The following is a 12,448-nucleotide window of genomic DNA, read 5'->3' on the forward strand; positions in this document are numbered from 1 at the left end:
ATGACCTCGATCGATCTGAACGCCGATCTCGGCGAGGGCTTCGGCCGCTGGCGGCTGACCGACGACGAGCGGCTGCTGTCCGTCGTCACCAGCGCCAACGTGGCCTGCGGCTTCCACGCCGGGGACGCGGTGACCATGCGGCGGGTGTGCGAGCTGGCGGCCGAACGCGGCGTGCGGATCGGCGCGCAGGTCTCCTACCGGGACCTCGCCGGGTTCGGGCGGCGCGCGATGGACGTGCCGCCCGCCGAGCTCGCGGCCGAGGTCGCGTACCAGATCGGCGCCCTGGAGGTCTTCGCGCGGGCGGCGGGCACCCGGGTGTCGTACGTCAAGCCGCACGGCGCCCTCTACAACCGGGTCGTGCACGACGAGGAGCAGGCCGGCGCGGTCGTCGAGGGGGTGCTGCTCGCGGACGGCGCGCTGCCGGTGCTCGGGCTGCCCGGCTCCCGGCTGCTGGAGCAGGCCGGGAAGGCCGGGCTCCCGGCCGTCACCGAGGCGTTCGCCGACCGCGCGTACACCGACGAGGGCACGCTCGTGCCGCGCGGCCGGGACGGCGCGGTGGTCACCGACCCGGACACGGTCGTGGAGCGCTCGGTGGGCCTGGCCCACGCCGGGAGGGTCGCCTCGCACTCCGGGGCACCGGTGGCGGTGCGGGCCCGCTCGCTGTGCCTGCACGGCGACACCCCGGGGGCGGTCGAACTGGCGCGGCGGGTCCGGGAGCGGCTGGTGGCGTCGGGCGTGCGGGTGGAGGCGTTCGCATGAGGGCGCTGCCCGTCGGCGAGCGGGCGCTGCTCGTCGAGGTGTCCTCGGGCGAGGAGGCCGAGGCCCTGCACGCGGAGCTGCTGCGCCGCCGCGCGGCGGGCCTGCTGACGGTGGCCGAGATCGTGCCCGCGGCCCGTACGGTCCTGCTCGACGGCCTCGACGAGCCGGACCGCCTGGCCCGTGAGCTGACCGCCGCCGAGGTGCCGCCCGTCCTCCCGCGCGCGGAGCGGGTGGTGGAGCTGCCCGTGCGCTACGACGGCCCGGACCTCGCCGCCGTCGCCGCCCACTGGAACGTCCCCGAACGGGAGGTCGCCCGCCTCCACGCCGCCACCGACTTCCGGGTCGCCTTCTGCGGGTTCGCCCCCGGTTTCGGCTATCTCACCGGTCTGCCCGCCCGCTGCCACGTGCCGCGCCGCGCCACCCCGCGCACGGCCGTCCCGGCCGGTTCCGTGGCGCTGGCGGGGCCGTACACCGGGGTGTACCCGCGCTCCTCGCCGGGCGGCTGGCAGCTGATCGGCACGACCGACGCGGTGCTGTGGGATCCCGCGCGGGCGCCGGCGGCGCTGCTGTCGCCGGGCACCCGGGTGCGCTTCGTCCCGGTGGGCGCCGCATGACGGACCGCGCGCTCGTCGTCGTACGCGCCGGGGCGCTCACCACCGTGCAGGACGAGGGGCGTCCCGGCCACGCGCACCTGGGTGTTCCCCGCTCCGGGGCGCTGGACGCGCCGGCCGCCGCGCTGGTCAACCGCCTGGTCGGCAACCGGCCCGGCGCGGCCGTCCTGGAGACCACCCTCAACGGCTGTGCGCTGCGCCCCCGTTCGGCGGTCACCGTGGCGGTCGGCGGCGCGCCCTGCCCGGTCGCGGTGGACGGCCGGCCAGTGGCGTGGGGGGCGCCGGTACGGGTCCCCGCCGGTGCGCTCCTGGAGGTGGGCGCGGCCGTGGCGGGAGTACGCAGTTACGTCGCCGTCCGCGGCGGGGTCGCCGTCGAGCCGGTCCTCGGCAGCCGCTCCACCGACCTGCTGTCCGGGCTCGGCCCGGCCCCCCTCACGGACGGCGCGGTGCTTCCCCTGGGGCGGCCGACCGGTGTCCCCGCGCGCGTGGACGTCGCCCCGCAGCCGCGCCCTGCGGCCGAGCTGGTCCTGCGGGTGACCCTCGGGCCGCGCGACGACTGGTTCGGCCCGGCGGCGCTGCGCGCCTTCACCTCGCGCACCTACCGCGTGTCGGCGGCGAGCAACCGCATCGGCCTGCGCACCGACGGACCGGCCCTGGACCGCGCCGGTGCGGGCGAACTCCCCAGCGAGGGCATGGTGCTGGGGGCGGTCCAGGTCCCGCCCGACGGCCGGCCGGTGGTCTTCCTGGCCGACCATCCGACGACCGGGGGCTACCCGGTGATCGCGGTCGTGCGCGGCGCCGACCTCCCGGCAGCCGCCCAGGCGGTCCCGGGGACACCGGTCCGGTTCGTCACGGCGGGCCGCCGCTGAGCGCCACGGCGTCCCCGACCCGCCACAGACCCTTCCCCTCCCGCCCGCCTTCCCCCCTTCGGTCCACCGCTCCTCCCCCGGTCCGCCGCGCCGTCTCCGCCGTCGACAGCGCGGCCAGGGCGGCGGACACCGCGACGTACGCGTGCAGGTCGGGGCCAGCGCTGGTGCCGCGGGCGCGGTGACGCAGCCCGTCCGCGGCGAGGGTGAGCAGTTGGGGGAGCAGGTCGGTGCACCGCCGGGCCATCCGGCCCGTGCCCGCCGTGGCCGGCCACCACGGGTCGCCGCGCGGGCAGTTCGGGCTCGGGCGAGGGCGCGGCGCCCGTCGCGAGACCGGCCCCGGTGAGCAACCCGTGCAAGCGCAACGCCAGTTGGCGATGGCCGCGCTCACCGGGGTGCAGCCGGTCAGCGCTCCACATGACCCGGTCGCCGAGCCACTCCCCCTCGGCGGCGTGCAGACGCACCGCCCCGTACCGGTCGGACAGGGGTCTGGGCCCCGCCGCGCGCGAGGTTGGTGAACCACGGGGCCGCGGCGTCGGGCCCGGCCCCGGGGACGAGGGCGCCGCCCTGTCCGGGCGGCGCCGGGGCCTTGGGCGGGGCCGGGGCGACAACGAGGGAGCGTGACCGCGATCGACGAGGTGCCGGGCGGTCTGGAGCGCGCAGTGGGCCACGCCGTTCACATCGGGGGAAGGATCAGGTCCCGACCACGGCACGCATACCGGTGTTGTCGCCGGGAGGGACGTGGACGCGTCGACGTCGATCTTGCCGCCACGAGGAACGTCCTGTGAGCGTTGGACCGGGCGACCGGGCAGGTCAGCCGCTGTCCACGTACTCCTGACACCGGGGTCGCCCAACGTTCACGCGGTCGGCGCGTCGGGGCCGATCCGGCTGCGGACGGCTGTCTGGACTTCGGCCTCCTCGGCCGGATCGGCGGCGAGCCGGCGCAGTTGCTCCACGACGCGCAGGTCGCCGGTCTCGGCGTGCCGGGCGGCGAGTTCGCGGGTGGTCTCCTCGCAGTCCCACAGGCATTCCACGGCGAATCCGGTGGCGAAGGAGGGGTCGGTGGCGGCCAGGGCGCGGGCGGCCCGGCCGCGCAGATGGGAGGAGGCGGTCTCACGGTAGATGTGCCGCAGGACCGGGGCGGCGCAGGTGATGCCGAGCCGTCCGGCGCCGTCGACGAGGGTCCACAGGGTGGGCGCGTCGGGGCCCTCGCCGCGTACCGCCTCCCGGAGGGCGGCGAGGACGAGGTCGCGGTCCCGGGTCCCACCCCGGCAGGCGAGGACGCGGCCGGCGGCGGCGCCCAGCCGGTCGGGCCGCCGGGCCCAGCCGCGCGCCCGGTCCACGGCGGCGACACTGCGCATCCGTTCGAAGGCGTCGACGGCGGCCTCCACGGCGGCCGCCGAGCCGTCGGCCACCGCGGACTCGATCAGGTCCAGGGCGTCGGGGTCGTTGGCGTCGGCGAGGTAGCGCAGCGCGGTACAGCGGGCGCCGTCGCTGCCGTGCCGGGCGGCCCGGACGATCTCGGGCCGGTCCTCCGGCCCCGCGACGGCGGTGAGGCAGCGGGCGGCCGGGACGTGCAGGACGGCGCCCCGTTCGATGCCCTGCTGGGCCCACTCGAACACGGCCGCCACGCTCCACCCCGGGCGGGGCCCGGAGGGGCGCAGCTGCCGCTGCCAGCGGTCGAAGCAGCCGGCCTCCTGGGCGGCCCGCACGCGCGAGGCGACGGTCTCCCGCGGGTCCTCGGCCCACAGCCGCCACGGCCGGGGCTCGAAGGCGTCGCGCACGGTGGCGGCCAGTTCGGCCTCTCCCTCCGCGTCGGCGGGGAATCGCGCCAGGACGGGTGCGGCGAGGGCGCGCAGCCCCGCGTCGTCGTCCCGCAGCGCCAGCTCGTCCAGGGCCCAGGCCCAGTTCGAACCGACGGCCGCGTACCGGCGCAGGAGGGCGAGGGCGTCGCGCCTGCCGTAGGAGGCGAGGTGGCCGAGCACCGCCAGGGCGAGGCCGGTGCGGGACTCGTCGGTGTCGAGGACGTCCTCGGGGTCGAAGAGGTGCGCCTCGACGGCGTCCAGCTCGCCGTTCAGGTCGAGGTAGAGCCGGGCGTAGTACAGGGAGCGGTTCTCCACCTGCCAGTCGTGGCGGGGGTCGTGCAGCACGCAGTGGTTCAGTGCCGCGAGCGCCTCGGCGCGGGGGGCGGTGAGCGCGTGCAGCGTGCCGTCGCCGCGGCCCCGCTGGAGCAGGCCGAGCAGCGTACCGCTGGGCGCTATGACCGGATCGAACATGGGAAACAGCCTCACATCAAGCGTCGACGCAACCGGGAACCGCGCACTACCTGGCCGCGTGACAACACGTCGGAGCGCCCGCCGTCTCTTGCTTGCTGTAGCCCATCTTCCTCTGCCTCTCGTCGGTGGCCCATGCGGACCGCATCACGGCCCGCGCGGTGCGGCAACCCCTGCCCAGCCATCGCGTCCGTGAATCACGACGTCATGATGACCCCGGCGTGCGAGCTGCCGCGACCGATATTTCCGGCGGCCCCGTACCGCCTCCCCCGTTTTCCTTGCCGTGCCTGGTCGAAAGGGCCGTCTCAGCTGCTCACGGCCCGTGGGTTCACTTCTCGCCGAACAGTTCCAGCAGCTGCGTCCGGCCGAACATCCGGGCCGTGTCCGCGGCCGACGGCGTGCCCAGGGAGGGGTCCGCGCCCCCTTCCAGCAGGGCCTCGATCACTTCCTGCTCCCCCTTGAAGACCGCTCCTGCGAGGGGGGTCTGGCCCCGGTCGTTGACGCGGTCGGCGTCGGCTCCGCGGGCCAGCAGGGCGCGGACCGCGTCGGCGTGGCCGTGGTAGGCGGCGAGCATCACCAAGGAGTCGCCGCGGTCGTTGGTGAGGTCGGCCGGGACGCCCGCGTCGACGTACGCGACGAGCGCCTCGGTCCGCCCGCGCCGGGCCAGATCGAAGATCTTGGTCGCCAGCTCCACGACCTCGGGGTCGGGGGCTTCGGTCATCGGCCGGACCGCCTCTCACTGCGAACGATGGGACTGCGCGGAGCAAGCGTACGGCGGCGAGCGGTGCCGTCCGTACGGGTGAATCGCCAGCGTACTGGCTCGCGCGGCCACAGGACCGGACGGCCCGGAGGCGAAGATCACCACAGCCGTGACCGGGCGCGACGGGGCCGGTCCCCGGACCGTCGGCTCCGCCAACGGGTGGAAATCAGCAGAAATTCACCCGCTTGCACCTTTTGTCATATAGATACATGCTGTGATGCTGGAAGGACTCAGGGTGACTGTCCCCTCGACACCAGGAGTACCGACATGATCCTCTCCGTCTCAGGCGTCGTCCTGTTCGGCACCATCGTCTTCGTGTTCTTCCGCAAGGACGGACTCAAGCCCTCGCACGCGTGCGTGTCGACCATGTTCGGCTTCTACCTGGCCAGCACGGCCGTCGCCCCGGGCATCAAGGCCGGCGGCGAGAGTCTGGCGAGCCTACTGGGAGGGATGAGGTTCTGACGCCGTCCTCCCCCTAGGACCGCCCCAGTTCCGTCCAGGGGTCGACCCATCGCCCGTACGCACGTCCAGGAGGCAGAAGTGGCCCGCCGCCCCCTCCCCCGCATTCTGAGCACAGGCAGCGCGCAGATCGCCCGGAGCCGGGAGCTGGCCCGGACGGCGGCCGACAGTGCCACCGACGTCCTCCACCCGCTGATCGCCATCACCCGCGGTCTGGGCCGGCTGGCCTCGGCCGGCCGGCGCAGGTGGGCGGACACCCCGAAGGACCGGCGAGGGCCACTGCTGTTCCTGGTGGCCTCGCTGATCCTGGTGGTGGCCCTCGTGCCGTACGGGCCCCTGCTCGCCGCCGTCACCCTGCTGACGGCGGCGGCCTGGCAGGGCCGCGACCGCGCCCCGTCGGAGCCCGACGGCCCCGACGAGTCCCACGTCCAGAGGCTGCAGTCCCTGTACGAGGCCCTGGTCCCGTACTTCTCCGCCGCCGGGGACCCGGCCCCGCTGTACGCCCACGGCGGCGAGTGGGAGAAGGCCTTCCCCTCCTACGAGTTCGACGGCTCCAGCCGGATCTCCCACCTGCTGATCCGCTACCCCGCCTACTTCACCGACGGCGAGCCGGAGGCGCGTGCCCGCATCGAGCACCTGCTGACCGCCAAGTCCGGCCGCGGCCGCGAGTACCTCTTCGCCTGGGACGAGGAGGGCAACGAGCTCGCGGTCACCGCCCTGGCGCCGCTGCCCACCGACCTCGCCGCCCAGCGCTTCGTCACCGCGCCGGGCGAGACGGTGCTCGGCTTCACCGACCCGGGCGAGGTCCAGCGCACGCTCCCCCTCACCTACGGCGAGGAGAAGCGGGACGTTCCGCCGGTCGTCTGGCGCACCGGCCTGCGCTCCACCGAGCCGCACCTGCTGGCCATGGGCCAGCCCGGCAGCGGCACCTCCACACTGCTGCGCTCCCTCGCGCTCCAGGCCCTCCGGCACGGCGACGTGCTGATCGTGGACGGCGGCGGCACCGGCGAGTACGCCTGCCTCACGGGCCGGGACGGGGTCCTGGCCGTCGAGTGCGGGCTGACCGGGGTCCTGGCCAGTCTGGAGTGGGCCGCCACCGAGACCGAGCGCCGGCTGATCGCCGTCAACCGCGCGCGCCAGGCGGGCCTGCCGCCGCCGGACGACACCAAGCGGCCCCTGTGGGTGCTGCTCGACCGTCCGACCGCGTTCACGCACCTGGCCGCCGCCGACGGCCGCAGGGATCCGCAGGCCCTGCTCCAGGTCCCGCTGCGGCACGGCCGCGCGGTCAACGTCACGGTCGTCGTGGCCGACCAGTTCGACAGCGCCGACGCGCTGAGCGAGGGGGTACGGCAGCACACCCGCGCGCGCGTGGTGCTCGGGCCGGCCACGGCCGAGCAGCTCAAGGCGGTGCTGGGCGCGCCGGCGCACACGACCCCGCTGTCCGCCGTCCCGCCCGGCCGCGGCTACGCCCGGCTGGGCACCGGGGCGGTCCACCGGCTCCAGGTCCCGGCGACCCCCGACCCGTACGACGACAACGCGAGCGAGGCGCACCGGCAGGCGGTGCTGGACCTCCTGCCCCCGAAGACCACACCGGCGGACGGCGAGACGGTCCCGGAGCCGACGGAAGCCGTGCGCCCGGAGCCTACGGAGGCGGTGCCCCCGGAGCCGACGGAAGCCGTGACCGCGGAACGGGCGGACGCCATGACGAAGGCGGCGGTGGCGGAGCCCTCGTAGCGGCAGGAGGCGCGACGGGCCCGGCGGCCGCGTAACGCGCCGGGCGCGCACGCCGTGCCTCGGCGCGGAATGCGGCGGGCACGGAACCAGCCCGGCGCACGCGACGGGCTTCGGCGCAGGACCGCCCGGACGCGGAACCAAACGGGCGCGGAACCAAGCGGGCGCGGAACCAAGCGGGCGCGCGGGCCAGCCCTCGGCGCGGAACCTGACAGGCACGGAACCTGGCGGACGCGGAACCACCCGGGCTCGAGACCAACCTGGCGCGCACCCCAAGCCCCGGCGCGGAACCCGGCGGACGCGGTACCAACCGGGCGCGCACGACCGGTCTCAGCGCTGAACCCGGCAGGCGCGGAACCCGGCAGGGGCCGAACCGGCCGGGCTTTCCGTCAGCGGTCAGGCCACGAAGGTCCGCGGGGGTTCGGAGCCGCCGGACGCCCCCGTCTCCACCAGCCGTGCCGCCGCCGCCAGCCGCGTCGCGGCCTCCTCGGCCACCGCGCCCGCGACCGTGAACGGCAGCCGCACGTAGCCCTCGAAGGCGCCGTCGACCCCGAAGCGCGGGCCGGACGGGACGCGCACGCCGACCCGCTCGCCCGCCTCGGCGAGCCGGGAGCCCGACAGCCCGCCCGTGCGCACCCACAGCGTGAGCCCGCCGCCCGGCACCTCGAACTCCCAGTCCGGCAGCTCCCGCCGTACCGCCGCGACCAGCGCGTCCCGGTTGCCGCGGGCCTGCTCGCGCCGGATCTCCACGGCCTGCTCCCAGCCCCCGGTGCTGAACAGCCAGTTCACGGCGAGCTGCTCCAGGACGGGGGTGCCGAGGTCGGCGTAGGCGCGCGCGGCGACCAGGCTGCGGACCACGTCCGGGGCCGCCCGGACCCAGCCGATGCGCATCCCGGCCCAGAAGGCCTTGCTGGCCGAGCCGACGGTGATCACCGTGGATCCGGCCGGGTCGAAGCCGCATACCGGCCGCGGCATGTCCAGGCCGGGCTCCAGGTACAGCTCGCTCATGGTCTCGTCGACGACGAGCACCGTCCCCGCCGACCGCGCCGCCTCCACCAGCCGGCGCCGCTGGTCCTCGTCGGCGAGCGCGCCGGTCGGGTTGTGGAAGTCGGCGACGACGTAGGCGAGGCGCGGCGCGGCCTCCCGGAGCACCTGGCGCCAGCGGTCCACGTCCCACCCGGCGAGCCCCTCGGCCATCGCCACCGGCACCAGCCGGGCGCCTGCCTCCCGCATCAGCTGCAGGATGTTCGCGTAGCTCGGCGACTCGACGGCGATGCGCTCGCCGCGGCCCCCGAACAGATGGCAGATGGCGTCGATGGCGCCCATGGCACCCGTCGTCACCATGATCTGCTCGGGCATGGTCGGAATGCCGCGCGCGGTGTACCGCTCGGCGATCATCGACCGCAGCGCGGGCAGCCCGGCCGGGTAGTCGCCGTGCGTGTGGGCGTACGGCGGCAGCTCCTCCAGCGCGCCCTGCACGGCCCGGGTGAGCCACGGCTCGGGGGCGGGCAGGGCCGCGCAGCCGAGGTCGATCATCGAGCCCAGCGCCTCGGGCGGCAGCGGTTCCAGCCCCCGCGCGGGCAGCGGGTTCCCGGCCGGGACCGCGGTCCAGCTGCCCGCCCCGCGCCGGGACTCCAGGAAGCCCTCCGAGCGCAGCGCCTCGTAGGCGGCGGCCACCGTGGTGCGGCTCACCGACAGGGACAGGGCCAGCTCCCGCTCGGCGGGCAGCCGGGCGGCCACCGGGACGCGGCCCTCCAGCACCAGCAGCCGGATGCCGTCGGCGAGCGCGCGGTAGGCGGGCGGGCGGCGCGCGCCGGGGCCCGCCGGACGGTCCTGCTGGGAGGTGAGCAGCCGGGCGAGCTGCGCGGCACCCACCGCCGAGGTCCACTGCGCCATGATTTCCAGTCCACCTTCTCCGAATTGGCCATGGATGGCTTCTCTTCCCGAGCCACAGAGTGTCACGCGTCAGGCCACTACCACCACCCAGGGGGTTCACTGTGTCCACACCGGGCCGACTCGGACGACGGCTGGTCCAGCTCTACGCGGGCCTCGCGCTGTACGGCGCCAGCTCCGCGCTCCTGGTCGAGGCGGGCCTGGGCCTGGAGCCCTGGAACGTGCTGCATCAGGGACTGTCCGAGCTGACCGGTCTGACCATCGGAGTGGTGTCGATCGTCGTGGGGGCCGCGGTGCTGCTGCTGTGGATCCCGCTGCGCCAGCGCCCCGGCCTGGGCACGGTCTCCAACGTCTTCGTGGTGGGTCTCGCCATGGACGGCACCCTGGCGCTGGTGCCCGAGGCGCATTCCCTCCTCGTCCGGGTCCCGCTGCTCCTCGCGGGCGTCCTGCTCAACGGCGCGGCCACCGGGCTGTACATCGCGGCCGACTTCGGGCCGGGCCCTCGGGACGGGCTGATGACCGGACTGCACCGGCGCACGGGCCGCTCGATCCGCCTGACGCGCACGGTCGTGGAGGTGGCGGTCGTCGTCACCGGCTTCGCCCTCGGCGGCACCGCCGGCCCCGGCACCCTGCTGTACGCGCTCGCCATCGGCCCACTGGCCCAGCTCTTCCTGCGCGTGTTCGCCGCCCCGGCGGCATCCCCGGGCAGCACGGTCGTTGCCACCGGGACACCCGAACGGGCGATACTGCGACCGTGACCACCCGCGTACGCCACCCGTATCTCGACCACCCGGGCCCCCTCGCCTTCGCGCACCGCGGAGGGGCGGCCGACGGCCTGGAGAACACCGTGGCGCAGTTCCGGCGCGCGGTCGCGCTGGGCTACCGCTACATCGAGACCGACGTGCACGCCACGGCGGACGGCAGGCTCGTCGCCTTCCACGACGCGACCCTGGACCGGGTGACCGACGGCGCGGGCCGGATCGCGGACCTGCCGTGGCGGGACGTGGCGCGGGCGCGCGTGGCGGGCCGTGAGCCGGTGCCGCTCTTCGAGGAACTCCTGGAGACCTTCCCCGAGGTGCGCTGGAACGTCGACGTGAAGGCCGAGCCGGCGCTGCGCCCGCTGCTGGACCTGATCGAGCGGGCCGACGCCTGGGAGCGCGTCTGTGTCGGCTCCTTCTCCGAGGCGCGCGTGGTCCGGGCCCAGCGGCTGGCCGGGCCGCGCCTGGCCACGTCGTACGGCACCCGCGGGGTCCTGGGGCTGCGGCTGCGCTCCTGGGGCCTGCCGGCCGCGCCGCGCCGCTCGGCGGTCGCCGCGCAGGTGCCGGTCGCGCAGTCGGGCGTCCCGGTGGTGGACCCGCGCTTCCTGCGCGCCGCCCACGCGCGCGGGCTCCAGGTGCACGTGTGGACGGTCAACGAGCCCGCGTGGATGCACCGGCTCCTGGACCTCGGCGTCGATGGCATCATGACCGATCACATCGACACGTTGCGCGAGGTCATGGAGGAGCGGGGCGTCTGGGTCTGAGCCCCGTCCCGTCCCTTCCGAAGATCCCGCGCGGGATCTTCGGCGGGGAAGCGAGGGCACGGGTGGGCACCGGCACCGTGCGGGCGGAGGCGGCCGACGAGGCCGCCGAACGGCGGCGCGAGCAGCGCGGCTGGTACTTCTACGACTGGGCGTGCTCCGTCTACTCGACGAGCGTGCTCACCGTGTTCCTCGGCCCCTACCTCACCTCGGTGGCCGAGTCGGCGGCGGACGCGGACGGGTTCGTGCACCCGCTGGGCGTCCCGGTGCGGGCCGGATCGTTCTTCGCGTACTGCGTGTCGGCGTCCGTGATCCTCGCCGTCCTCCTGATGCCGATGGCGGGCGCCGCGGCCGACCGGACGGGCCGGAAGAAGCCGCTGCTGGCGGCCGCCGCCTATGTGGGCGCCACCGCGACCACGGGCCTGTTCCTGCTGGACGGCCACCGCTATCTGCTCGGCGGGGTCCTGCTGATCGTCGCCAACGCGTCGCTGGCGGTCTCGATGGTCCTGTACAACTCCTATCTGCCGCAGATCGCCCCGCCCGAGGAGCGCGACGCGGTCTCGTCGCGCGGCTGGGCCTTCGGCTACGCCTCCGGCTCCCTGGTGCTGATCGCGAACCTGGTGCTCTTCACCGCGCACGGCTCCTTCGGCGTCTCCGAGACCGCAGCGGTCCGGATCTGCCTGGCCTCGGCGGGCCTGTGGTGGGGCGCCTTCACCCTCGTACCGCTGCGGCGGCTGCGGGACCGCCGCGCGCCGAAGGACGCCACGGCGACGGCGGCGCGGGCGCACGGCTGGCGGCAGCTCGCGGCCACGGTCCGGGACATGCGGCACCGGCCGCTCACCCTGGCCTTCCTGCTCGCCTACCTCATCTACAACGACGGCATCCAGACGGTGATCTCCCAGGCCTCCGTCTACGGGTCCGAGGAGCTGGGCCTGAGCCAGTCGACGCTGATCACGGCGGTGCTGATGGTCCAGGTGCTCGCGGTGGCGGGGGCGCTCGGCATGGGGTGGCTGGCCCTCAGGCACGGGGCCAAGCGGACGATCCTGGGTTCGCTGATCGCCTGGGCGGTGACGCTCGGCGCCGGATACTTCCTGCCCGCCGGGGCGCCGGTGGGGTTCTTCGTGCTGGCCGGCGGCATCGGGCTGGTCCTCGGCGGCAGCCAGGCGCTGTCCCGGTCGCTGTTCTCGCACCTGGTTCCGCCGGGCAAGGAGGCCGAGTACTTCTCGGCGTACGAGATGAGCGACCGCGGCATGAGCTGGCTGGGGCCGCTGCTGTTCGGCGTGACCTATCAGCTCACCGGCAGCTACCGGGACGCGATCGTCTCGCTGGTGGTCTTCTTCGCGCTCGGGTTCGTGCTGCTCGCGCGGGTTCCCGTGCGGCGGGCGATCAGGGAGGCGGGCAATCCGGTCCCTGATCGGATTTAGCACTCGGGCCGAAAGGGCGGTAGTGTACGCGTTTGGCCTGCCAGGCGTACCGTTACTGCGCGTCAAAGATGCCGAAACGCTGGGTGACATCTCCTAGTAGATGTGACAAACCGGGCGCCGGTGGGTACTGCACTGGTTGACAAGGCTGCGGCT

Annotated in this window: 11 protein-coding genes and 1 pseudogene; 8 read left to right on the forward strand and 4 right to left on the reverse strand. The window is 75.2% G+C overall.

Annotated elements, in window-relative coordinates:
- Genes ACIPM1_RS13115 through ACIPM1_RS13125 form a run of 3 tightly spaced genes read left to right on the forward strand, consistent with a single transcriptional unit; the run spans nucleotide 1 to nucleotide 2,239 of the window.
- On the forward strand, nucleotides 1-759 hold the full coding sequence (locus ACIPM1_RS13115) for a LamB/YcsF family protein (RefSeq protein WP_402433053.1): 759 nt from the start codon (nucleotides 1-3) through the stop codon (nucleotides 757-759).
- Entirely contained in the window at nucleotides 756-1,373 is a 618-nt protein-coding gene (gene pxpB / locus ACIPM1_RS13120) for a 5-oxoprolinase subunit PxpB (RefSeq protein ID WP_402433056.1), read from the forward strand. Before ACIPM1_RS13115 ends, pxpB begins: the two co-directional genes overlap by 4 nt.
- On the forward strand, nucleotides 1,370-2,239 hold the full coding sequence (locus tag ACIPM1_RS13125; RefSeq protein WP_402433059.1) for a biotin-dependent carboxyltransferase family protein: 870 nt from the start codon (nucleotides 1,370-1,372) through the stop codon (nucleotides 2,237-2,239). Before pxpB ends, ACIPM1_RS13125 begins: the two co-directional genes overlap by 4 nt.
- Here ACIPM1_RS13125 and ACIPM1_RS13130 read toward each other — a convergent pair.
- The 3 genes and pseudogenes from ACIPM1_RS13130 to ACIPM1_RS13140 form a co-directional block, all read right to left on the reverse strand.
- Nucleotides 2,220-2,721, reverse strand: a pseudogene (locus ACIPM1_RS13130) (hypothetical protein); the annotation flags it as partial. The gene ACIPM1_RS13125 and the pseudogene ACIPM1_RS13130 overlap by 20 nt on opposite strands.
- Before the next feature lie 372 nt (nucleotides 2,722-3,093).
- On the reverse strand, nucleotides 3,094-4,512 hold the full coding sequence (locus ACIPM1_RS13135) for a HEAT repeat domain-containing protein (RefSeq protein WP_402433063.1): 1,419 nt from the start codon (nucleotides 4,510-4,512) through the stop codon (nucleotides 3,094-3,096).
- A gap of 325 nt (nucleotides 4,513-4,837) precedes the next feature.
- On the reverse strand, nucleotides 4,838-5,230 hold the full coding sequence (locus ACIPM1_RS13140) for an ankyrin repeat domain-containing protein (RefSeq protein WP_356185025.1): 393 nt from the start codon (nucleotides 5,228-5,230) through the stop codon (nucleotides 4,838-4,840).
- Nucleotides 5,231-5,536: 306 nt separating this feature from the next.
- On the opposite strand from ACIPM1_RS13140, the gene ACIPM1_RS13145 reads away from it, so the two are divergent.
- Nucleotides 5,537-5,731: a hypothetical protein gene (locus ACIPM1_RS13145; protein ID WP_356185027.1), complete on the forward strand. Its 195-nt coding sequence runs from the start codon at nucleotides 5,537-5,539 to the stop codon at nucleotides 5,729-5,731.
- A gap of 78 nt (nucleotides 5,732-5,809) precedes the next feature.
- Complete coding sequence (locus tag ACIPM1_RS13150) at nucleotides 5,810-7,462, forward strand: hypothetical protein (RefSeq protein WP_402433067.1); 1,653 nt, start codon at nucleotides 5,810-5,812, stop codon at nucleotides 7,460-7,462.
- A 393-nt stretch (nucleotides 7,463-7,855) separates the two neighbouring features.
- Here the strand turns inward: ACIPM1_RS13150 and ACIPM1_RS13155 are convergent, their stop codons facing one another.
- Nucleotides 7,856-9,355, reverse strand: a complete 1,500-nt coding sequence (locus ACIPM1_RS13155; RefSeq protein ID WP_402433070.1) for a PLP-dependent aminotransferase family protein — start codon at nucleotides 9,353-9,355, stop codon at nucleotides 7,856-7,858.
- Between the two features lie 101 nt (nucleotides 9,356-9,456).
- On the opposite strand from ACIPM1_RS13155, the gene ACIPM1_RS13160 reads away from it, so the two are divergent.
- The 3 genes from ACIPM1_RS13160 to ACIPM1_RS13170 all read left to right on the forward strand — a co-directional run bounded on the left by ACIPM1_RS13160 (nucleotide 9,457) and on the right by ACIPM1_RS13170 (nucleotide 12,295).
- Nucleotides 9,457-10,110: a YitT family protein gene (locus ACIPM1_RS13160; RefSeq protein WP_402433073.1), complete on the forward strand. Its 654-nt coding sequence runs from the start codon at nucleotides 9,457-9,459 to the stop codon at nucleotides 10,108-10,110.
- Entirely contained in the window at nucleotides 10,107-10,874 is a 768-nt protein-coding gene (locus tag ACIPM1_RS13165; protein WP_402433076.1) for a glycerophosphodiester phosphodiesterase, read from the forward strand. Before ACIPM1_RS13160 ends, ACIPM1_RS13165 begins: the two co-directional genes overlap by 4 nt.
- Nucleotides 10,875-10,936: 62 nt before the next feature.
- Nucleotides 10,937-12,295 (forward strand): MFS transporter, encoded by a 1,359-nt coding sequence (locus ACIPM1_RS13170; protein WP_402433079.1) that lies wholly within the window; start codon nucleotides 10,937-10,939, stop codon nucleotides 12,293-12,295.
- The last annotated feature ends 153 nt before the right edge of the window (nucleotides 12,296-12,448 follow it).

Origin of the sequence: Streptomyces sp. NPDC086766 (assembly GCF_044746005.1) — a bacterium.
GTDB lineage: Bacteria > Actinomycetota > Actinomycetes > Streptomycetales > Streptomycetaceae > Streptomyces.

Excerpts from the sequence above, each read along its gene's own strand:
- ACIPM1_RS13115 (WP_402433053.1), top strand. The coding sequence starts at position 1 with ATGACCTCGATCGATCTGAACGCCGATCTCGGCGAGGGCTTCGGCCGC.
- pxpB (WP_402433056.1), top strand. The coding sequence starts at position 756 with ATGAGGGCGCTGCCCGTCGGCGAGCGGGCGCTGCTCGTCGAGGTGTCC.
- ACIPM1_RS13125 (WP_402433059.1), top strand. The coding sequence starts at position 1,370 with ATGACGGACCGCGCGCTCGTCGTCGTACGCGCCGGGGCGCTCACCACC.
- ACIPM1_RS13135 (WP_402433063.1), bottom strand. The coding sequence starts at position 4,512 with ATGTTCGATCCGGTCATAGCGCCCAGCGGTACGCTGCTCGGCCTGCTC.
- ACIPM1_RS13140 (WP_356185025.1), bottom strand. The coding sequence starts at position 5,230 with ATGACCGAAGCCCCCGACCCCGAGGTCGTGGAGCTGGCGACCAAGATC.
- ACIPM1_RS13145 (WP_356185027.1), top strand. The coding sequence starts at position 5,537 with ATGATCCTCTCCGTCTCAGGCGTCGTCCTGTTCGGCACCATCGTCTTC.
- ACIPM1_RS13155 (WP_402433070.1), bottom strand. The coding sequence starts at position 9,355 with ATGGCGCAGTGGACCTCGGCGGTGGGTGCCGCGCAGCTCGCCCGGCTG.